Consider the following 21,871-nt stretch of genomic DNA (forward strand, 5'->3'; position numbering starts at 1 on the left):
CGGGGGAATAGTTAACACTGTTTCAGCGTGTTAGGTCCGGCGCAGTTGCCGAACCATGCCGGGAGCCATCCCGAGGGTTCTATCCAGGCCGGGTCCCGAGCCGGGAACCGCAAGCAGGTGGGTCTGTCATGCGCAGTCAAACCGGGGCTTCAGCCCGAATGGCAAAAGCCGCCACAGCCGCGTGCCTGCTGGCCCTCAACGGCGGATGCGCCGCCCCGCCGTCGCCCGCTCCGTCATCTCCGGAAAGTACGACGACGGCGGCATCAACTTCCGCTGCGGAACCGCCGGCGTCCGCTTCAGCCAACGGAGATCCGACGGCCGGGCCGTTGCCCGGCCCCGGCGACGGCCCGCCCGTCGCGGGGGCGCCGGTTATCCGCTGGGTCCCCATCGGGCCCTCCGCCCCCACCGATCCGCCGGAGGGCACGCTCTACGAACTCCTGCGCAAGCGTGACTGCGCCGGCCTGCGGGACTCCACCCTCAACACGGCGTTTCCTGCCGTCTGGACGGCTGCCGTGGCCACCTGTCTTGCCCTGGCAACCGACCTACCCCAGGACTGGCAGCGGGCCCGGACCTCGCTGGCAGGTGTCACGGGCCTGCCGCCCGGGAGGTGCTGGGAAACCAAGGTGACGGAGTCCCTGCGCCAGGCAGTGGACATCCGGACGGCGTATCCCGGACTCCAGTTGACCGTGGACGCCGCAGGCGCGGGCGACGAATGCCCCCGCCGGCTGACCGGGCTCACTGTGCTCGAGGGGCCCCGCGCGGGGGAAGCAATTCCTTCGGTTCCTTCCGGCGGCGGTACCCAGGTGCAGCTGGAAGGGTTCTTTGTGAATGTGGACAAAATCCTGGTCGACGGCCTTCCGGTCGCCTTTGAGGGCCCACAGTTCGGCCCGTTCGTGTTCTTTGCCCCGCCGGCAGCTGCCGCACGGTCCGCCAAGGTCACGGTGGAGGCATCGCCGCCGGTTTCCGGTGAGGCCGAGTTCTTCTACGACGACTCGACGCCGTCGGCTCCCGGCCCCACGCCTACCGCACCCTCCGTGTCCGGGCCTCCACCGTCCGAGCCGACTGCTTCCCAACCCCCTGGACCCGAATCCGCAGGTACCGGATCCACGGTGACCGAATCCGCGCTGTCGCGTCAGGCGCCGTCATGAGCGGTGAGCAGGAAGGGGATCCCCGCTGGAAGCGCGCCGTTGACATGCTGGCGGTCATCGGGCCGCCGTTGACTATGGCAACGGCATTGCTGGTCTACTTCGGCTGGGCAAGGACAGACGCACAGGCGAAAGCGATGGGGCTGGACGTGAGCCTCTTCGGCTACACGGTGCAGGATTTCGTCCTGAGGAGCATCCCGTCACTGTTCATTCCGCTGGTCTGGCTGCTGATCATGGCGGTGCTGTGGCTTGCGGTGGACAGGTTCCTGGCCGGGCAGCTGGCTGGCGGCCGAACCACCGTCATCCGCAGGCTCGCAGCGGTGATCCTCATTGCCGGCGTCGCCTGTTCAGCCGCCATGTGGCTCGTGGTGATTCTCCAGCCCGAACGCACCGTGCTTTTCGTCCCCTTCATCATGGCCGGAGGCGTGCTCCTGGCGGCGTGGGGGCTGAGCCTGTGGCGCCGGTCCCGGGACGGGGCGGGGCGGGGCATTCCCGCACTGTCCCGCGGCTCCGAAAAGACGCTGATCTTCTGCCTGGTCACCCTCCTGCTGTTTTGGGGGACGTCGGACTACGCCCAGGCGCTGGGCCGGGGACTGGCGGTGAGCTACGAGGAGCGGTCCATGCTGCTGCCCACTGCTGTTGTTTACAGCAAGGACCGGCTGGGAATCACGGCGCCCAATGTGCGTGAGCAGGCCAGCGGCCCGGAAGAACACCAGGTGTACCAGTACACCGGGCTCCGCCTCCTGGTGGTCAGTGGCGGCCGTATCTTCCTGCTCAACGAGGGCTGGACGCTCCGGAGCGGCAAAGTGGTGGTGCTCCACGACGACCCCGGGATGCGCGTGGAGTATGGGAACCCCGAGTCCAAATGACTAGGCTGGGTCCATGTCCCGTCTCCAGTACTTCGTGGCCTCGTCCCTCGACGGATTCATCGCCACGTCCGATGACAACCTGTCATGGCTCCTCCAGTTCGATGGGTTCGAAGGAGGCCGGGAAAGTTACGAAGCGTTCATGGCCGATGTCGGCTGCATCGTGATGGGCGGGGAAACCTACAGCTGGCTCATGGAACACGAACCAGGCAACTGGCCGTACCCTGGCACGCCGTGCTGGGTCTTCACCCACCACGAACATTCGGCACCCCCAGGGGCGGACGTCACGTTCGTGCGCGGAGAGGTCCGCGAGTTCATGGACGATTTCGCCGCGGAGGCAGGGGACAAGAACGTCTGGCTGGTGGGCGGGGGAGAGCTCGCGGCCCAGTTCGCGGACGCCGGCCTGCTGGACGAAATCATCGTTTCCATTATCCCGGTGCTGCTCGGCGCCGGGAAGCCCGTGCTGCCCATCAAGACCGGCCCCACCCGGCCGCTGGAACTCGTGGCGTCCAACGCCATGGGCATGGGGATCGTCGAGCTGCGGTACCGGCTCGGCGAGCCGCCGTCCAAGGGTGCGCCGTCCGCTGACGCGCCGCCCAACAACTGAGCCAGCGTCAGCCACTAAGCCGGCGTCAGCCCACTGAGCCGGCGTCAGGAAGCGATGTCCCGGATCAGGTTGGTGATGCGCGCCGTGGAGAGCCTGCGGCCCTTTTCATCCGTCATCACGATTTCGTGAGTGGTGAGTGTTCGGCCCAAGTGGATGGCCGTGCAGGTTCCGGTTACCGTGCCGGAGGCGATAGCGCGGTGATGCGTGGCCCCGACCTCGATTCCCAGCGCCTGCCGTCCCCGGCCCGCGTGCATCCCGGCAGCGAATGAGCCGAGCGTCTCGGCGAGCACGACGTGCGCGCCGCCATGCAGGATCCCGGCCACCTGGGTATTGCCTTCCACCGGCATGGTGGCCACCGTGCGTTCCGGGCTCATTTCGAGGAAGTGGATGCCCATCTTCACCACGAGCGCGCCAACGCCGTACTCGCCGAGCCATTCATGCATTTCTTCCGGGACTCCGGCGGCCGCCAGTTCGTCGGTGAACTGGCCGGGCGTGAAATTGTCCATCATGGGAACTAGGCTGGCACCTGTGAGCGAAACTACCAAACCGGCCCTTGCCCCCCTTTCGGCAGACACTGCACCAGACATTCTCCCGGCTCCTGAGTCCAAATCAGCGATTGCGGCCAAGCCCGCCCCGAAAACCACACGTACCGCGGAGCCGGTTTCCGCCACTGAGGCTCCCGTGATTCCCATCACGGACCAGCCGCGCCTCCTGGTCCTGGACGGGCACTCCATGGCGTTCCGCGCCTTTTTCGCCCTGCCGGCGGACAAGTTCTCCACCGCAAACGGGCAGCACACCAACGCGATCCATGGCTTCACGTCCATGCTCATCAACCTGATCAAGGAACAGAAGCCCACCCACATTGCCGTGGCCTTCGATGTCTCGGATGAAACCACCCATCGAAAGGCCGAGTACAGCGACTACAAGGGCGGCCGGAACGAAACGCCCCGGGAGATGAGCGGCCAGATCGATCTCATCGACAAGGTCATGCAGGCGTGGGGCATCAAGACCATCAAGATGCCGGGCTATGAAGCTGACGACATCCTGGCGACACTCTCCGTCATGGGAGAAAAAGCAGGTCACGAGGTGCTCCTCGTGACTGGTGACCGTGACGCCTTCCAGCTCATCACCGACAACGTGTTTGTGCTCTACCCCGGAAGGGCGTCAGCGACATTCCCCGGCTGGATGCGGCAGCCATCCAGGAGAAGTACTTTGTGACGCCGCCCCAGTACTCGGACCTCGCCGCGCTGGTGGGGGAGTCCGCGGACAACCTCCCCGGCGTTCCCGGCGTCGGCCCCAAGACGGCTGCCAAGTGGATCAACCTTTACGGCGGGCTGGAGGGGGTTCTGGAGCACCTCGACGCGATCGGCGGCAAGGTGGGGGACTCCCTCCGCGAAAACGTCGAGGACGTCAAGCGCAACCGGCGCCTGAACAGGCTCCACACGGACCTGGACCTCCCGGTAACCCTGGACGAACTCGCGGAACCGCGGCCGGACGAGGCCGCCCTGGAGCAACTGTTCGACGACCTTGAATTCAAGACCATCCGCGCCCGGCTCTTCGCCCTCTACGGCAGTGACGAAGTGGAGTCCGCTGAGCGCGAGAGCATCGACACGCCTGATTTTGTGACCCCCTCCGGAGCAACGGAGCTGAGTGCCTTCCTGGCGGCCGGCGCGGGAAAGCGGTCGGCAGTCGCCGTCGACCTGGTGCCCGGCAGGATCGGCGAAGACGCCGCTGCGCTGGCCATCGTCCGTGACGACGCCGCCGTCTACATCGACCTCGCCACCCAGGACGCCGCGGCCGAAAACGTCCTGGCGGACTGGCTGCGGGACGGGGAATCACCGAAGGTGATGCACGGCTACAAGGCGGCCCTCAAGGCCTTGTCCAGCCGTGGCCTGGGCCTGGAAGGGGTGGTGGACGACACCTCAATCTCCGGGTATCTCATCCAGCCGGACCGCCGCACGTACGAGCTCGCCGAGCTGGCCCAGCACCACCTCAACATCAGCATCTCGCCCGAGACCGCCAAGGCAGGTCAGCTTGAGCTGTCGTTCGACGGCGACGACGCCGCCGCTGCCGGCGAGCTGGTCCGCGTGGCCGCGGTGGTCCAGGCACTGAGCCGATACTTCGAATCGGAACTGAAGGAACGCAAGGCCGCGGACCTGCTGACCACCCTCGAGCTGCCCGTCAGCCGGGTTCTCGCCGACATGGAACTCGCAGGGATCGCCATCGACATGCCCCGCATGGACGATCAGCTGGCGGATCTCGCCAAGGTGATCGACAACGCCCAGGAGCTTGCCTTCGCGGCGATCGGCCACGAGGTCAATCTGGGGTCGCCCAAGCAGCTCCAGACGGTCCTCTTCGACGAACTCCAGTTGCCGAAGACCAAGAAAATCAAGTCCGGCTACACCACGGACGCCGCATCGCTCAAGAACCTGCTGGAAAAGACCGGGCACGAATTCCTGGTCCAGCTCATGGCGCACCGCGAGTCATCGAAGCTGCGCCAGATGCTGGAGACGCTCAAGAAGTCCGTCACGGAAGACGGCAGGATCCACACCACCTATGCGCAGAACGTCGCAGCAACGGGCCGGATCTCCTCCAACAACCCGAACCTGCAGAACATCCCCATCCGCAGCGAGGAAGGCCGGCGCGTCCGCGGCATCTTCGTGGTCAGCCAAGGCTACGAGTGCCTGCTTTCCGCCGACTACTCGCAGATCGAAATGCGGATCATGGCCCACCTCTCCGGGGACGCCGGCCTGATCCAGGCGTACAAGGACGGCGAGGACCTCCACCGGTTCGTGGGTTCCAACATCTTCCACGTGCCCACGGACCAGGTAACGAGTGCCATGCGTTCCAAGGTCAAGGCCATGTCCTATGGCCTCGCTTACGGCCTGACCTCGTTCGGGCTCTCCAAACAGCTGGAGATCTCCGTTGACGAGGCCCGGACCCTGATGAAGGAATACTTCGACCGGTTCGGCGCGGTCCGTGACTACCTCCGCGGTGTGGTGGACCAGGCCCGGGTCGACGGCTACACAGCCACCATTGAAGGACGCCGCCGGTACCTGCCGGATCTCACCAGTACGGACCGGCAGTTGCGCGAAAACGCGGAACGCATCGCACTGAACTCTCCTATCCAGGGGTCTGCGGCCGACATCATCAAGCGCGCCATGCTGGGCGTTCACGCCGAACTGCAGGCACAGGGCCTCAAGTCCCGCATGCTCCTGCAGGTCCATGACGAACTGGTGCTTGAGGTCGCCGCCGGCGAACGGAAAGCTGTGGAGAAGCTGGTCACGGAGCAGATGGGCTCCGCCGCGGACCTCAGCGTTCCGCTGGAAGTCCAGATCGGCGTCGGTCCGACCTGGTACGACGCCGGCCACTAATATTTTCAGGATGCGCGGGGCGTCTTAGCGGGAGCCCCGCGCGTCATTCATTCGGGTTCAAGGGGACCAGTTCGTGGCAGACAAGTATGAGATCCGGCGGTTCAGGGCAGTGGAGAAGGGCGAGCCCGGCTACGCCCAGGGAACCGACTGGATTCAGGCCGTGGGCTTCGGCTTCCACGACACCCGCCGCAATGACGAGTTCGTGGACAAAATCATGGCCATGTACCGGTCCGATGACCGTGAGCTGACCGGCGTTTACCAGACCGGCGACGTGGCGCCGCACTCCTTGGCCGCGAACGTTCCGGTGGCCACCTTCGGTACCCTCCGAAAGGACCTGAACGTCGGCTACGGCCGCCAGTTGCGGACGCATATGGTCACGGCGGTGACGGTGCGCGGGACGCACCGGCGGCAGGGCCTCCTGCGCCGCATGATGACCGAAGACCTCTCCGCGGCGAAGGCGGACGGTATGGCGATCGCGGCACTCACCGCTTCGGAGGGTTCGATCTACGGCCGGTTCGGCTACGGCGTGGCGACCTTTGAGCGCAGCGTCAAGGTGGACACCGGGCCCCGGTTCGGCCTGCGTCACGTGCCTTCGGGCACGGTGGAAATCGCGGACCGGAAAGTGCTGCTCGAGCTGGCCCCGGAAGTGTTCGAACGCGTGCACCGGCACACCCCTGGGTCCATCGTCCGGCAGGACGCGTACCGGCAGAACGTGTCCGGAACCGTTGGCCGTGAAGGCAAGGAGGATGAAGCCATCAAGTGCGCCCTGCACTACGACGCCGCCGGAACAGTGGACGGGTACGTCTCGTACAAGTTCGCCGGCTGGGACACCAAGCCGTACACCGTGGAAGTGGTGGACCTTGTGGCTGCGACCGATGCGGCGTACCTCGAGCTGTGGCAGTTCCTCGGCAGCATCGACCTGATCCAGCGTGTCAGCTGGGCTGACGCGCCCGTGGACGATCCGCTGGTCTGGGCGCTTTCGGACCCGCGTTGCGTTGAAGCCTCCGACCACCGGGACATGCTCTGGCTCCGGATCCTGGACGGTGTCCGTGCCCTGGGAGCCCGGCGCTATGCGGCGGACGGAACATTGGTCCTCGGCATTGCGGACGCCCTGGGCTTCGCCGACGGTACTTTCGTCGTTGACGTGAACGGGGGCGAGGCCAGCGTTTCGGCTGCTGCTCCGGACGTGAGGCCGGACCTGTCCCTGGACGTTGCGGACCTGGGCTCCATCTACCTCGGCGCTGTGTGTCCCGTGACACTGCAGGCGGCCGGACGGATCCGGGAACACACACCCGGCGCCGCGCTCAGGGCGCGGAACATGTTCGCCGTCGAGCGGGCGCCCCACTGCCTGACGCATTTCTGAGCCGGCAATCCGAGCAGCCGTCCGGTGGATCGACCCGCGTGAAAGCGGCCGGTAACCGCGCCGGCCGCTTTGACCGGCGTTGGAGGGTGCGACTAGAATAAACGGGCGTGTACTACGTGCACGTATCTAGAATCCACAAAATCAGGATGACCCGGCAGATCCATGTGGTCTGCCATCACCCGCGCCCGCGTCCATACGCGTGCGCGGCGGTCCGCCTGACCGACTAACTATCCACAACGGAGCCCCTACTACATGACCATCACCTCCACCGAGAAGCCCGGTACCCCCGTAGTCGCCATTAACGACATCGGTACCGCTGAGGACTTCCTCGCAGCAGTCGACGCCACCATCAAGTACTTCAACGACGGAGACCTCGTCGAAGGTACCGTCGTCAAGGTCGACCGCGACGAAGTTCTGCTCGACATCGGTTACAAGACCGAAGGTGTCATCCCCTCCCGCGAGCTGTCCATCAAGCACGACGTTGATCCCTCGGAAGTTGTTACCGTTGGCGATCTCGTCGAAGCCCTGGTACTCACCAAGGAAGACAAAGAAGGCCGCCTGATCCTCTCCAAGAAGCGCGCGCAGTACGAGCGCGCCTGGGGCGACATCGAGAAGGTCAAGGAAGAAGACGGTGTCGTCACCGGTACCGTCATCGAGGTTGTCAAGGGTGGTCTTATCCTCGACATCGGTCTGCGCGGCTTCCTGCCCGCATCCCTCGTCGAGATGCGCCGTGTGCGCGACCTTGCTCCGTACATCGGTCAGAAGATCGAAGCCAAAATCATCGAGCTGGACAAGAACCGCAACAACGTTGTGCTGTCCCGCCGTGCCTGGCTCGAGCAGACCCAGTCCGAGGTCCGCTCCACGTTCCTCAACAAGCTGGAAAAGGGCCAGGTCCGTCCCGGCGTCGTTTCCTCCATCGTCAACTTCGGTGCCTTCGTGGACCTGGGCGGCGTCGATGGCCTGGTTCACGTTTCCGAGCTGTCCTGGAAGCACATCGACCACCCGTCCGAGGTTGTCGAAGTTGGCCAGGAAGTCACCGTCGAGGTTCTCGAGGTGGACCTGGACCGCGAGCGTGTTTCCCTGTCGCTCAAGGCTACGCAGGAAGATCCGTGGCAGACCTTCGCCCGCACCCACGCCCTCGGGCAGGTTGTTCCGGGTAAGGTCACCAAGCTGGTTCCGTTCGGCGCGTTCGTTCGCGTTGAAGACGGCATCGAAGGCCTGGTCCACATCTCCGAGCTCGCAGTCCGCCACGTTGAGCTGGCCGAGCAGGTTGTCTCCGTTGGTGACGAGCTGTTCGTCAAGGTCATCGACATCGACCTCGAGCGTCGCCGCATCTCCCTCTCCCTCAAGCAGGCTAACGAGGGCGTTGACGCCGACAGCACCGAATTCGACCCGGCACTCTACGGCATGGCCGCTGAGTACGACGAAGAGGGTAACTACAAGTACCCGGAGGGCTTCGACCCGGAGTCCAACGAGTGGCTTGAAGGCTACGAGAACCAGCGCGCCGCCTGGGAGCAGCAGTACGCGGACGCCCAGACCCGCTGGGAAGCACACAAGAAGCAGGTTGCCCAGCACGCTGCCGACGACGCTGCAGCTGCAACGTCCGGTGAGAGCGACTCGGGTACCACCAGCTACTCCTCCGAGCCTGCTGCAACCGAGACCGGTGCAGGCACGCTTGCTTCGGACGAGGCTCTTGCAGCACTGCGCGAGAAGCTGACCGGCAACTAATTGCCCGGTTGTCCCTGAGGGTGCATTCCCTCAAGGATCCAGGCGCTTAGCACGCTGAAGGTGGCCGTCCCCGAAAGGGGGCGGCCACCTTTTTGTTCATCCCAGCCGCCGATCGGTCGCCGGGTCGGGACTGCCACCGAAGTAGCCGTCAAGGACCTCCTGGAAGATTGGTTCCCCCGGGGCGGCCCGTAGAAACAGCGTCATGGATGACCTCAGCTTTTGTGCGTCGGTCCCGCCGAATATCCGCACGGCACCGAGCCCGGTGTGGGCGGCAACAGCGCTGGCGCTCTCCACAAGCCGGGGTCCGAGTACGGGGTGTTGCAGGTAGGCCTCCGCTTCCGCCAGTGACGAAATGGCGTATTTCCTGGACGTAGGACTTTGTCCGAGGCCTGCGACCTGGGGGAAGATGAACCACATCCAATGGCTCTGCTTCTCCCCGTCGCGGAGCTCCTCCAGGGCCCGGTGGTATGTCCCGCCGGCGTCCTGGGCCAGCACGAACCGCTCAAGGTCGAAGGGATCTTCCACCGGCTGCCTCCTCAACTCTGTTGAATGGATTCCATCCAACCACCGGATCCGGCCCCCTGGCGAGGGCCGCGTTAACCGGCGTCGCTCGTGGGCCGCCCCTAGAGTGGGACGCATGGATGCTCTGCAAATGCCTGTATTGCATGCGCCACCTTTTCCGCTCCGGCCATGGGAACCCGCCGATGTGCCGGTGGTGCAGGACGCCGCGCGTGACCCGCTCATTCCACTGATCAGCACGGTTCCGGATACTCGTTCGCGATCGTACTCCCGCTTGCGGGATTCCCCCTGAACCCGCAACTGCGCCAGTATCCCGTGACGCTCTGTGGGCTGCCGTGTCCATGCTCCTGGCCGCCGTGCTGCTCCGGTTCTCGGCCTTCCGGAACGCCAATGTGGAGCATCAGCAGCTTGCTGATGAGGATTCCCTACCTGCCGGTGTCAGCGAAGGCAGATCCGGGCCGTCCAATCCGGAAGCAGCGGCGCGGTGATAATCGCGGAACCAGCCGATCCGTTCCGGGTTCCAGCCATCAGTTTCCCCCAGCGGGGAGTGACGTCGTCGGGCGCGGCGTCCGTAAGGGCCACTTCCAGCAGTTCCTCGAGGACGTCATCGGTGACGTCACGCAGCTCCACCATGGCCGCCGGCTCGGCCTGCTCAGAATCAGTCTGGCCACAATCGGCCCGATCAGAAAGGCACATCGATCCACTCCGTTTCGCCACGGCGCAGGACGGCGGTCCCTGCCGTCATCGCCGCAAGCCCTTCGGCAGCCCGTTCCAGCTCGTCGGCGTGATCCGGCAAGGCAATGCGGAGGACGGTGTTGTCCGCCCCGTAGCCGGTCTCCGCCATCACATAACCGGCGGAGCGGAGATCGTTTTCCAGCTTGCCGGCCGCCGAATGCGGCACCTCAATGGAGCAGATCCGCAGCCGGCTGCTCCGGACCAACGGCGCCAGGTCCAGCGCGGAGGACACCGAATCCGAATACGCGCGCACCAGTCCTCCGGCCCCCAGGAGGATGCCGCCGAAATAGCGGACGACGACGGCGCTGATGTCACTCAGGTCGGTCACCCCCGGGGCTGTTTCCCGCCGGATCAGGGCTTCCAGCATCGGAATGCCCGCCGTCCCGGACGGTTCGCCGTCATCGCTGGAACGCTGTATGTCGCGGTCAGGACCGAGGACGAACGCGGAGCAGTGGTGCCTGGCGTCGTAAAATTCCTTGCGGAGCCCGGCCACCAGCGCCCTGGCGCTCTCCTCATCGCCGGTGCGCCGGATCACGGTGATGAACCGTGACCGCCTGACCTCCAGCTCGTGGCGGAAGTCCGGCCCGGCAGCAAGGGTGGTGAAGGCAGTTGCCCTGCTTTCCCTGGGTTCCGCCTCTTCCGACACCGGATCAGTCTAGTCTGGTGGGGTGCTGAAGATCGGGTTGACGGGCGGGATCGCCTCGGGGAAGTCAGTTGTTGCGTCGCGGTTGCGGGAGCTCGGGGCCGTCCTGGTTGATGCCGACGCACTTGCCCGCGAAGTGGTGAAATCGGGCACGCCCGGCCTCCACGAAATAGTGAAGGCCTTCGGCGAGGAAATGCTGGCGGCCGACGGCGGCCTCGACAGGGCGCGGCTGGGCGCGCTGGTATTCGGGAACCCGGACAAGCTCGCCGCGCTCAACAGCATCGTGCATCCCCTGGTTCGGGAGCGGGCCGCCGCGATGATCGCCGCCGCCCCTTGGGCGCCGTCGTCGTGCAGGACATACCGCTGCTGGTCGAAACAGGCCAGGGCAGCAACTTCCACCTCGTGCTGGTGGTGGACGCCCCGGATGACGTGCGCGTGCAGCGCATGGTGGAGCACCGGAACATGACCGAGGAGCAGGCCGGGTCCAGGATGGCGGCACAGGCTGACCGGGACACCCGCCTCGCCGCGGCGGACGTGGTGCTGGACAACTCCGGCACCACACAGGAACTAAGGGCCTCGGTGGACGCCCTGTGGACCCAACGCCTGGCTCCGTATGCGCATAACATCAGCCATGAACGGACCGCCCCGCGCACGGGAGGGCCCGTGCTTACCCCGGCCGATCCGACGTGGGACGCGCAGGCAGCAAGGCTGATCGGCCGCCTGCAGGCAGCGGTCCCGGCCGACATCCTTGCCGTGGACCACATCGGGTCCACGGCGGTTCCCGGGCTCGAGGCCAAAGACATCATCGATCTCCAGCTGGCCGTCGCGGACCTGGCGACGGCGGACCGGATCGCGCCGCTGCTGGCCGCGGCCGGTTTCCCGCTGTGGCACGGCGTGCTGGCGGACAACCCGAAACCGTCGCACCCGGATCCCGCCGACTGGGCCAAGCGCCTGCACGGGAACGCGGATCCCGGCCGGCCGGTGAACCTGCACGTCCGGCCGGCGGGTTCGCCCGGGTGGCAGTTTGCCCTCTGCTTCCGGGACTGGCTGCGGGACGACGCCGCGGCCAGGAGCGAATATCTGGCAGAAAAGCGACGGGTCGCGGCCCTGCACAGGGTGGACAAGTCGACGGCGGGCTACGCAGCTGACAAAGAGGCGTGGTTCACCGAACATGCCGCAGCCGGGATGGAGGCCTGGGTGCAGCGCACCGGCTGGCAGCCGCCGCCGTACCCGGAATCGCCGGCCGCAGGTACCGCAGCCGATGCGGCCTCAGGTACCGCGGAAGGTACTGCCCAAAGCTGAATGAAGCCACGATGTCAGTGCCCGGCGGTAGATTATATTCATGAGTCTTGCCCAGGAAATCAACCGCGTCGTGGCACCCTTCGAGGTCATTAGCGAGTTCAAGCCCGCTGGCGACCAGCCGGCCGCCATCGCTGAACTCACCGACCGGATCAGGAACGGTGAAAAGGACGTAGTCCTGCTCGGCGCCACCGGTACAGGCAAGAGCGCCACCACAGCCTGGCTGATTGAACAGATCCAGCGGCCCACCCTGGTGATGGTGCAGAACAAAACCCTGGCCGCACAGCTCGCCAACGAATTCCGCGAACTGCTGCCCAACAACGCGGTGGAGTACTTCGTCTCCTACTACGACTACTACCAGCCGGAAGCCTACGTAGCGCAGACGGACACCTTCATCGAGAAGGACTCCTCCGTCAACGAGGAAGTCGAACGGCTCCGCCACTCCGCAACCAACGCCCTACTGACCCGCCGCGACGTCATCGTGGTTGCCACGGTTTCCTGCATCTACGGCCTGGGCACGCCGGAGGAATACATCGCCGGCATGGTGACGCTCCGCAAGGGGGCGGAAATGAACCGTGATGACCTCCTGCGGAAGTTCGTGTCAATGCAGTACACCCGCAACGACATGGACTTCCACCGCGGCACGTTCCGCGTCCGCGGCGACACCGTGGAAATCATCCCGATGTATGAGGAACTGGCCATCCGGATCGAATTTTTCGGGGATGAGATTGAGAACATCCATACTCTTCATCCGCTGACCGGCGAGATTATCCGGGACGAAGATGAAATGTACGTCTTCCCGGCCTCGCACTATGTGGCCGGGCCCGAGCGGATGGCCCGGGCCATCAAGCGGATCGAGGACGAACTCGCCGAACGGCTCCAGGTGCTGGAAAGCCAGAATAAGCTCGTGGAAGCCCAGCGGCTCCGGATGCGCACCACCTACGACCTTGAGATGATGCAGCAGATGGGCTTCTGCAACGGCATCGAGAACTACTCGTCGCACATTGACGGCCGCGCCCGCGGGACCGCCCCGCACTGCCTCATCGACTACTTCCCGGACGACTTCCTGCTGGTCATCGACGAATCGCATGTGACCGTGCCGCAAATCGGCGCCATGTACGAGGGCGACATGTCCCGCAAGCGGAACCTCGTCGACTTCGGCTTCCGCCTGCCCTCGGCCATGGACAACCGACCCCTCAAATGGGACGAATTCCTCGAGCGCGTGGGCCAGACCGTGTACCTGTCCGCCACTCCCGGCAAGTACGAACTCGGCAAGGCCGACGGCTTCGTGCAGCAGATCATCCGTCCCACCGGTCTGATCGATCCCGAGATCGTGGTCAAACCCACCAAGGGCCAGATCGATGACCTGCTGGGCGAGATCCGCACCAGGACGGAGAAGAACGAACGTGTCCTGGTCACCACCCTCACCAAGAGGATGGCCGAGGACCTCACCGACTATTTGCTGGGCCATGGCGTCAAGGTGGAGTACCTGCACTCAGATGTGGACACCCTCCGCCGCGTGGAACTGCTCCGTGAACTGCGGATGGGCACGTTCGACGTGCTGGTGGGCATCAACCTGCTCCGCGAAGGCCTTGACCTGCCAGAGGTGTCCCTGGTCAGCATCCTGGATGCGGACAAGGAGGGCTTCCTCCGTTCGTCGACTTCGCTGATCCAGACCATCGGCCGCGCCGCCCGTAACGTCTCCGGGCAGGTGCACATGTACGCGGACCGCATCACGGACTCGATGGCGCACGCCATCGACGAAACAAACCGGCGCCGCGCGATCCAGGTGGCGTACAACACGGAAAACGGTGTCGACCCGCAGCCGCTGCGGAAGAAGATTGCGGACATTACCGATCAGCTGGCCAAGGAGGACGCGGACACCCGAGAACTGCTCGCTACGGCGGGGAAGAGCCGCGGCAAGGGCAAGGGCGCGTCCAAGGTCCGGGCCGACGGCCTGGCTGCCGCGCCGGCGGAGGACCTGGTGGGTCTCATCGAGCAAATGACGGAACAGATGCACGCCGCCGCGGGTGAGCTGCAGTTCGAACTGGCCGCCCGGCTGCGTGACGAGGTGGGGGATCTGAAGAAGGAACTGCGGCAGATGCAGGCCGCCGGCCACGCCTAGGGTAAAGTTGTTGTCACGTAGGGGAGTATCCCAAGCGCTACGATCGTCAACACGCACGGCATAGATGCCTTGCCGGGCGTAGCGGGCTGCCGATTCAGCACCAAGTGCGCAGGACAGCCGGAGAGACTTACACCGCTTCTCTGTACCCTGCGAAAGGCATCCCCGTGCTCGAACTACCCGTCTGGTTTGAGGTCGGCTCATTCGTCGTCCTCGGCCTCATCCTCGCCCTCGACCTTCTCCTGGTGCTGCGGCGCCCCCACGAGCCGTCCATGAAGGAAGCCGGCCTGTGGGTCGCCTTCTACGTGGCCCTGGCCCTGGTCTTTGCTGGCGCCATGTTTGCCTTCACCGGCCCGGAGTTCGGCGGCCAGTTCGTTGCCGGCTGGGTTACGGAATACAGCCTCAGCATCGACAACCTCTTTGTGTTCATCATCATCATGGCGCGCTTCTCGGTGCCCCGTAAGTACCAGCAGGAAGTGCTGATGGTGGGCATCATCATCGCGCTGATCCTCCGCGGAATCTTCATCCTCCTCGGCGCCATCGTGATCGAGCAGTTCAGCTGGGTCTTCTACATCTTCGGCGCCTTCCTGCTCTGGACCGCCTGGAAGCAGGCCCAGGACGAGGGCGAAGAGGAAGAGGACAAGGAAAACCCGCTGATCGCGAGGCTCCGCAAGGTCATTCCGATGTCGGAGAAGTTCGACGGCGGCAAGCTCCGCACCGTGGTGAACGGCAAGAAGCTCTTCACCCCGATGCTGATCGTCTTCGTCACCATCGGCCTCACCGACCTGCTCTTCGCCGTTGACTCCATTCCCGCCATCTTCGGCCTGACGCAGAGCCCGTTTATCGTCTTCACCGCGAACCTCTTCGCGCTTATGGGCCTGCGCCAGCTGTACTTCCTGCTGGGCGGCCTGATGAACCGCCTGATCTACCTGAAGCACGCCCTGTCCTTCATCCTGGCGTTCATCGGCGTCAAGCTGGTCCTCCACGCGATGCACGTCAACGAGCTCCCGTTCATCAACGGCGGCCACCACATCGAGTGGGCTCCCGAGATCCCCACCTTCGTGTCCCTGGCCGTCATTGTGGGCACCATCATCGTCGCCGTGATCGCCAGCCTGGCCAGCTCCAAAGCTGCCCAGGCGAAGGTGGACGCCCGTCTCGAAGAGGACGCCCGCAAGAGCATGAGCGACGCCGAGTAAGAGCTCCGCACCATTTTTCGATACAACCAGACAACCCCGGTCACAATGTTGGCCGGGGTTGTCTGCATTTGCCGGCCGTCCACCACGCCGGAAGCCCTGTTTGCCCGGAGAGGAGCGGGGATATGCTCGGAATATGGCAGACACCTCCGGGCCGGCGTCCGCTGTACCCCACATCCAGGGGAGCCCCAGCTCAGGCATGCGGTGCAGCGGCGTACAGTTTTGCTTCTTGGTTCGGCGCAGCTGCTCAGCGCTCGGCACTGCCGGAGTAGGTGTCGGCACGGCATCCAGCCTGCAGGCGCGTTTCGCGACCGTGGACCTTGCCGATGACCAACACCGCGGGAGGGTGCTGTCCGCCGTCCTCTGGGCCACCACCATCGGGGCCGTTGCGGGGCCCAACCTCATCCAACCCGGTGCGGTAGTGGGCCACGCCGTTGGCCTGCCGCCCATCGCAGGGCCCTTCGTGATCTCCGCGGCGGGGCTGGTGCTGGCCTGCGCCCTGTTACTTGCAGGGCTCCGTCCCGATCCGCTGCTTTTCGCTCGGCAACTCGCCGCTGCCGGCAACGACGCCGGGGAGGCGGGCGGGCCGCCGGCCGCCCCCGCCGTCCGCCGCGGCACCCTTGCCCGCGGGATTCGGGCTGCACGCCATTCTCCGGCTGCGTTGTTGGCGCTGGCCGCCGTTGTCGGGGCTCCTGCAGTCATGGTGGGAGTCATGTCCATGACGCCGCTGCACCTGCAGGAACTCATGGCCGGCCCCGGCGCTGATCACGCCGCGCACACGGCCGCCGGGGACGTCCTGGTCATCATCGGCTTCACGATCTCGCTGCACATCGCCGGAATGTTCGCGCTCTCTCCCGTGATGGGATGGCTCACGGACAAAGCCGGCCGGAGGCAGACAATTGTGGCGGCGGGCCGCCGCGCCTGGGTGGGTTGCCCGGTGGGGCCGGCCGCTCAGTTGCGGACTGAGCGGACCATCCCCAGGAGGCGCGCGAAGATGCCTTCGCCGTCGTCCGCGATGCCGTCGTGATGGAAATCCGCGGTCTCCCAGACTTGGAGCCCGCGCACGGCAGCGGCCGTTTCCAAGGAGAGGTCCCGGTCCACGTAGATGTCCTCGCTGTACACCGCAGCGGCCACGGGAACGGTGTTGGATCTTAGCCGGCCGGCGTCGTACAGCGGCTTCCAGTCCGACTTCGCGGCCAGGAGCTGGGCAACGTGCCCCAGCGGCCGAAGTGCTGCGTCCTGTTCGAAGTACCACGGGTAGATCATCTCGCCGGTCAGCAGCGGTTCGGCGGCGTCCGGACGGAACTCCGGGAACTCCTGGAGCACCCGCAGGGCGGCCCAGTCCGTCGCGTCGTGTTGGCTGTAGATTGACTCGTGCATGAGGGCATACAGGGGGTTGGCGGAGCGGGAGACGATGCCGCGGACCTGCTCCAGGAACACATCTGACAGGCGTTCGCCTGAAGGCGTCGCCACGAAGGCGTCCTCCAGCAGATGGTGCAGGGTGTCCACCCGGGTGTTGCCGCCAAGGAACGAACCGACCATCTGGAACCGCTCGACGGTGAGCCGTCCGCCGTCGGGCAGGTACTCGTCCACCTCCCGCAGGTGCCGCGCAATCCGGCTCACGGTGACACGGTCCTCCGGGTACCAGCCGAAGTATTCGGCATTGCGGGCGGCGACCCGCCGGTACGTGGCCTGGTAAACCCTGTCGGCGGGGCCGTCCAGCGGTGCCAGCCCGCCGGTGATCAGCGCCTCGCGAAGGCCTTCCGGGGCAAAGGAAAGGTAGCTGAGCGCACAGAATCCGCCATAGCTCTGCCCGTAGATGGACCACGGACCGGATCCCAGGGCACACCGGATGGCCTCGGCATCGGCAACGATGGAGTCGGCCCGGAAATGGGTCAGGTAGTCCAGCTGGTCGGCGTCGTTCCCGCGCAGCGGCAGCGTACGGCGGTCAATGGGTGCGGACAGGCCGGTGCCGCGCTGGTCCAGCATCAGTATCCGGAAGTCCCTGGCTGCGGCCTTGCTCCACCCGCCGAGGGACGGAAGCCGGTTGCCGCGCCCGCCGGGGCCTCCTTGCAGGTAGAGCAGCCAGGGCAGTTGGGCGGCGGCTTCCTCGCTGTGGTCCGCGGAAACGTACTCGCGGGCGAACACCGTGATTGTCTCGCCGGTGCCCCCCTCAAAGTGGTTCAGGGGCACCTCGAAATAGTGCTCTGCCGTGCGCATCCCGCGGTAGGCGTGCCGCGCCTTGATGGTGTGCGGCACGGTGCGGGCCGCGGCTTCCAACATTCCGACGGCGGCGAGTCCGGTCATCGGCAGGTCAGCCACGGAGCTGTGCCTCGCGGGCAGCGCCGAACGATTCCAGGGCTTCCCCCGTCAGCCGGAAGGTCGACCACTCCTCCATGGGGAAGGCGCCTAGGTTCTTGTAGAAGTTGATGGACGGCTCGTTCCAGTCCAGTACGCTCCATTCGACGCGCGCATAGCCGCGTTCGACGGCGGTGGCCGCCAGATGCTGCAGCAGCGCCTTGCCGTGGCCCTCGCCGCGGGCCTCCGGAGTCACGTAGAGGTCCTCGAGGTAGATGCCGTGGACACCCTCCCAGGTTGAGTAGTTCAGGAACCAGAGCGCGAAGCCACGGACCTGGCCCGCATGGTTCTCGGCCATCGTGGCGTATACCCTGGGGTTCTCGCCGAAGAGCACCCCGGTCAGCATGTCCGGTGTGTTCCGGACTGCGTGGCGTTCCTTTTCGTAGATGGCCAGTTCGTGGATCATCTGCAGGATTGCGGGGACATCATCGACGGTGGCGGGCCGGATTACACTCATTGTTCGAGTTTACTAGCGGCTAGAGCCTGCTGACGTCGGTCACCCGGACCACTGCCGTGCCGGTTTCATCGGAGGACGCCAGGTCAACCTCGGCGGAGATTCCCCAGTCGTGGTTGCCGGCGGGGTCGTCGAAGATCTGCCGGACCTTCCACTTGCCGGGTTCTTCGGTGATGATCAGCAGCCCCGGGCCGCGGGCGTCCGGTCCGGTGCCGATGTCGTTGTGTTCGTCGAAGTAGTCGTCCAGGACGTCCTCCCAGCGGTCGGCATCCCAGCCGGTGCCGCCGTCGAGCTCGCCGAGTTCCGTGGCGGCCTCATCCGCAAACAGCTCCACGCGCCGGAACATTTCGTTCCGGACCATCACGCGGAACGCCCTGATGTTGGACGTCAGCGACGGCGGCGGGGGCGGCGGAGCGTCGTGCGGCGTGGGCGCGGCACCGGAGGTGAGCTCCTCCCATTCGTCGAGCAGGCTCGAGTCCACCTGCCGGACCAGTTCGCCCAGCCAGGCGATCAGGTCTTCGAGGTCCTCGCGCAACGCGTCCTGCGGAACCGTCTGGCGCAGTGCCTTGAAGCCGTCGGCAAGGTAGCGCAGCACGATGCCTTCGGAGCGGGCCAGGCCGTAGAACTGGACAAACTCGCCGAAGTTCATGGCGCGCTCGTACATGTCCCGGACCACGGACTTCGGCGCCAGTTCGAAGTCGCCGATCCACGGCGCCGCCTTGCGGTAGACGTCGAATGCCTCGCCCAGGATTTCGGCGAGCGGCTGCGGGTAGGTGACGTCCTCCAGCATGGCCATGCGCTGGTCATACTCAATGCCGTCGGCCTTCATGGCGGCGATGGCTTCGCCGCGGGCCTTCTTCTGCTGGGCGGACAGGATTTGCCGGGGCTTTTCCAGCGTGGATTCGATGACGGACACCACGTCCAGGGCGTACGACGGCGACTCCGGATCCAGGAGTTCCAGCGCCGCCAGCGCAAAGGGCGAGAGCGGCTGGTTCAGTGCGAAGTTGGCCTGCAGGTGCACGGTGAGCCTGACGGTCCGGCCGTCCGGGCCCTGTTCCTCAGCCGGAATCCGCTCCACCACGCCGGCGGCGAGCAGCTCCCGGTAGATGCCCAGGGCCTTCTTCATCAGCTGGAGCTGCGAGGCGCGGGGTTCGTGGTTTTCGGTCAGCAGCCGGCGGGCAGCCTTGAAGGGGTCGCCCGGGCGCTCCATCAGGTTCATCAGCATGGCGTGCGTCACGGTGAAGCTGGAGTTCAGCGGATCCGGGACGGAGTCCACCAGCCGGTTATAGGTGGGTTCGCCCCAGGACACGAAGCCCTCCGGCGGCTTCCGTTTGACCACCTGGCGGAGCTTTTTCTGGTCGTCACCGAACTTGGCGGTGGCCTTCGCCATCGCCTTGACGTTTTCGATCACATGTTCGGGGGCCTGCACGACGACGGTACCGGCGGTGTCGTAGCCGGCCCGGCCCGCGCGCCCGGCGATCTGGTGGAACTCGCGGGAGTTCAGCAGCCGGGTGCGGACGCCGTCGTACTTGCTGAGCGCCGTGAGCAGGACGGTGCGGATGGGCACGTTGATCCCAACACCCAGGGTGTCGGTGCCGCAGATGACCTTGAGCAGGCCGGCCTGCGCCAGCTGCTCCACGAGCCTGCGGTACTTCGGCAGCATGCCGGCGTGGTGGACGCCAATGCCGTGCCGCACCAGGCGGTTGAGGGTCTTGCCGAACCCGGCCGCAAAACGGAAGCCCGCAATCAGCTCCGCGATCTTGTCCTTCTCCTCGCGGGTGCAGACGTTGATGCTCATCAGGTTCTGCGCGCGGTCGATCGCCTCAAGCTGGCTGAAGTGGACCACGTACACGGGAACCTGCTTGGTGGACAGCAGCTCCTCAAGGGTCTCGTGGACCGGCGTCTGCTCGTAGTAGTAGTGCAGCGGAATCGGACGTTCAGCGGAACTGACGGTCGTCGTCGGACGCCCCGTCAGTTCGGTGAGGCCGGCCTCAAAGCGGCTGACATCGCCGAGCGTTGCGGACATCAGCAGGAACTGCGCCTGCGGCAGCTCCAGCAGCGGCACCTGCCAGGCCCAGCCGCGCTGCGGGTCGGAGTAGAAGTGGAACTCGTCCATGATGACGGCGCCGAGTTCGGCCGCGGAGCCTTCACGGAGCGCGATGTTCGCCAGGATCTCAGCGGTGCAGCAGATGATCGGGGCGTCCTGGTTGACGCCGGAGTCACCGGTGATCATTCCGACGTTCTCCGCTCCGAAGATGTCGCAGAGGGCAAAGAATTTCTCGGACACGAGGGCCTTGATCGGGGCCGTGTAGTAGCTGCGTTCCCCGCGGGCCATGGCCTGGAAGTGCGCGGCGATGGCCACCAGGGACTTGCCGGAACCGGTCGGCGTGGCCAGGATGACGTTGTCCCCGGAGGCAAGCTCCATGATGGCTTCATCCTGGGCGGCGTAGAGGGCCAGCCCGCGGCTTTCGGTCCACTCGACAAAGCGGGTGTACAGCTCATCCGGATCGTGGCCGGTCCCATGGGAGGAACGATCGGCGGGGACGGGGAGCTGCTCAACGAGTTTCATTGCTTTCCAGCTTAGTGCCCGCCGCCAATGGGCGGTTCCTCCTTGGTCGCGGGGCCGGGCCGGGCTAGGCTCGCCCTGACGGCAACAGCACGAGCCATTGGAGGACGTCTTGAAATGGGATCCTGCTAAGTACGTGGAGTTCGGAAACCACCGCGACAGGCCATACTTTGACCTCACCGCGCGGGTCCACACGGACCGGCCGCGCCACGTGGTGGATCTCGGCTGCGGGCCCGGGAACCTGACCGCCACACTGGCCGAACGCTGGCCCGGCGCCGAGGTCCTGGGCATCGACTCTTCCGCCGAGATGCTGGAGAAGGCGGAGGACCACGCGGCGCGGGCGGCCAAGCTTAGCTTCGCGCAGGCGGACATCGCCGAATGGATGCCTTCCGAGCGGACCGACGTGGTGGTGTCCAACGCGGCGCTGCAGTGGGTGCCTGGGCACCCGGCCCTGCTGGCCGGCTGGCTGGAGGCGCTGAGGCCGGGCGCATGGTTCGCCTTTCAGGTCCCGGGCAATTTCAGGTCCCCTCCCATGTGCTGATGCGGCAGCTCGCGGAGTCGGAGCGGTGGAAGGAAGCCCTTGGCGGTGTCCTGCGGCATGATGACGCCGTCGCGGAACCCGACCAGTACCTGAACATCATGCTGGATGCCGGCTGCGACGCGGACGCGTGGGAAACCTCTTATCAGCAGGTGCTCCAGGGCCGGGATCCGGTGCTGGAGTGGGTCCGCGGTGCGGGCCTGCGTCCTGCACTGGATGCACTCCCGGCGGCGGACGCTGCGGAATTCGAGGCCGAGTACTCGGAGCTGCTCAGGGAGGCCTATCCGGCCACGTCCCACGGAACGGTCTTCCCGTTCCGGAGGATTTTCGCGGTGGCCCGGAAACGGGGCTGACCATGCCG

At 65.7% G+C, this 21,871-nt stretch carries 15 protein-coding genes and 3 pseudogenes; 11 read left to right on the plus strand and 7 right to left on the minus strand.

Going from position 1 to position 21,871, the window contains the following annotated elements; genetic code table 11:
- The first annotated feature begins 158 nt into the window (after positions 1-158).
- From FCN77_RS13520 to FCN77_RS13530, 3 genes are read left to right on the plus strand one after another with little or no spacing between them, the layout of a single operon-like run.
- Entirely contained in the window at positions 159-1,148 is a 990-nt protein-coding gene (locus FCN77_RS13520) for a hypothetical protein (RefSeq protein ID WP_217496149.1), read from the plus strand.
- Positions 1,145-2,014, plus strand: coding sequence for a hypothetical protein (locus FCN77_RS13525; RefSeq protein ID WP_137322684.1), 870 nt, complete (start codon positions 1,145-1,147; stop codon positions 2,012-2,014). The genes FCN77_RS13520 and FCN77_RS13525 overlap by 4 nt, the downstream gene beginning before the upstream one ends.
- A 13-nt stretch (positions 2,015-2,027) precedes the next feature.
- Positions 2,028-2,618 (plus strand): dihydrofolate reductase family protein, encoded by a 591-nt coding sequence (locus FCN77_RS13530; protein ID WP_137322685.1) that lies wholly within the window; start codon positions 2,028-2,030, stop codon positions 2,616-2,618.
- Positions 2,619-2,662: 44 nt separating this feature from the next.
- Here FCN77_RS13530 and FCN77_RS13535 read toward each other — a convergent pair whose 3' ends face one another.
- Positions 2,663-3,127 carry a hotdog fold thioesterase gene (locus FCN77_RS13535; RefSeq protein ID WP_137322686.1) on the minus strand — a complete coding sequence of 155 codons (465 nt, stop codon included), beginning with the start codon at positions 3,125-3,127 and terminating at the stop codon, positions 2,663-2,665.
- Positions 3,128-3,350: 223 nt separating this feature from the next.
- Between FCN77_RS13535 and polA the strand changes: the two are divergent.
- The 3 genes and pseudogenes from polA to rpsA all read left to right on the plus strand — a co-directional run bounded on the left by polA (position 3,351) and on the right by rpsA (position 9,083).
- Positions 3,351-5,992 (plus strand): annotated as a pseudogene (gene polA, locus FCN77_RS13540) (DNA polymerase I).
- 73 nt (positions 5,993-6,065) lie between these two features.
- A complete protein-coding gene (locus tag FCN77_RS13545; RefSeq protein WP_137322687.1) occupies positions 6,066-7,355 on the plus strand; it encodes a GNAT family N-acetyltransferase in 1,290 nt (429 codons plus the stop codon).
- Between the two features lie 252 nt (positions 7,356-7,607).
- Positions 7,608-9,083, plus strand: coding sequence for a 30S ribosomal protein S1 (gene rpsA, locus FCN77_RS13550; protein WP_137322688.1), 1,476 nt, complete (start codon positions 7,608-7,610; stop codon positions 9,081-9,083).
- A 96-nt stretch (positions 9,084-9,179) separates the two neighbouring features.
- On the opposite strand, the gene FCN77_RS13555 is transcribed toward rpsA, so the two are convergent.
- The 3 genes from FCN77_RS13555 to FCN77_RS13565 all read right to left on the minus strand — a co-directional run bounded on the left by FCN77_RS13555 (position 9,180) and on the right by FCN77_RS13565 (position 10,983).
- Complete coding sequence (locus FCN77_RS13555; RefSeq protein WP_137322689.1) at positions 9,180-9,608, minus strand: DUF1810 domain-containing protein; 429 nt, start codon at positions 9,606-9,608, stop codon at positions 9,180-9,182.
- A 432-nt stretch (positions 9,609-10,040) separates the two neighbouring features.
- Entirely contained in the window at positions 10,041-10,298 is a 258-nt protein-coding gene (locus FCN77_RS13560) for a hypothetical protein (protein WP_217496150.1), read from the minus strand.
- Positions 10,285-10,983, minus strand: a complete 699-nt coding sequence (locus tag FCN77_RS13565; RefSeq protein WP_137322690.1) for a YigZ family protein — start codon at positions 10,981-10,983, stop codon at positions 10,285-10,287. The genes FCN77_RS13560 and FCN77_RS13565 overlap by 14 nt, the downstream gene beginning before the upstream one ends.
- 22 nt (positions 10,984-11,005) lie before the next feature.
- Between FCN77_RS13565 and coaE the strand changes: the two are divergent.
- The 4 genes and pseudogenes from coaE to FCN77_RS13585 all read left to right on the plus strand — a co-directional run bounded on the left by coaE (position 11,006) and on the right by FCN77_RS13585 (position 16,621).
- A pseudogene (gene coaE, locus FCN77_RS13570) lies at positions 11,006-12,282 on the plus strand (dephospho-CoA kinase).
- 40 nt (positions 12,283-12,322) lie between these two features.
- Positions 12,323-14,404, plus strand: coding sequence for an excinuclease ABC subunit UvrB (gene uvrB, locus FCN77_RS13575; RefSeq protein WP_137322691.1), 2,082 nt, complete (start codon positions 12,323-12,325; stop codon positions 14,402-14,404).
- A gap of 164 nt (positions 14,405-14,568) precedes the next feature.
- On the plus strand, positions 14,569-15,597 hold the full coding sequence (locus FCN77_RS13580) for a TerC family protein (RefSeq protein ID WP_137322692.1): 1,029 nt from the start codon (positions 14,569-14,571) through the stop codon (positions 15,595-15,597).
- A gap of 226 nt (positions 15,598-15,823) precedes the next feature.
- Complete coding sequence (locus FCN77_RS13585; RefSeq protein WP_368074270.1) at positions 15,824-16,621, plus strand: MFS transporter; 798 nt, start codon at positions 15,824-15,826, stop codon at positions 16,619-16,621.
- Here FCN77_RS13585 and FCN77_RS13590 read toward each other — a convergent pair.
- The 3 genes from FCN77_RS13590 to FCN77_RS13600 are packed head-to-tail and all read right to left on the minus strand — an operon-like array spanning position 16,546 to position 20,975.
- A complete protein-coding gene (locus tag FCN77_RS13590) occupies positions 16,546-17,877 on the minus strand; it encodes an alpha/beta fold hydrolase (RefSeq protein WP_137324769.1) in 1,332 nt (443 codons plus the stop codon). The two genes, FCN77_RS13585 and FCN77_RS13590, sit on opposite strands and share 76 nt — an antisense overlap.
- A gap of 31 nt (positions 17,878-17,908) precedes the next feature.
- Complete coding sequence (locus tag FCN77_RS13595) at positions 17,909-18,409, minus strand: GNAT family N-acetyltransferase (RefSeq protein WP_137322694.1); 501 nt, start codon at positions 18,407-18,409, stop codon at positions 17,909-17,911.
- A gap of 19 nt (positions 18,410-18,428) precedes the next feature.
- Positions 18,429-20,975, minus strand: coding sequence for an RNA helicase (locus tag FCN77_RS13600; protein WP_137322695.1), 2,547 nt, complete (start codon positions 20,973-20,975; stop codon positions 18,429-18,431).
- Positions 20,976-21,084: 109 nt separating this feature from the next.
- Between FCN77_RS13600 and FCN77_RS13605 the strand changes: the two are divergent.
- Positions 21,085-21,863, plus strand: a pseudogene (locus tag FCN77_RS13605) (trans-aconitate 2-methyltransferase).
- Positions 21,864-21,871: the final 8 nt, after the last annotated feature.

It is taken from the genome of Arthrobacter sp. 24S4-2, assembly GCF_005280255.1.
Lineage (GTDB): Bacteria > Actinomycetota > Actinomycetes > Actinomycetales > Micrococcaceae > Arthrobacter.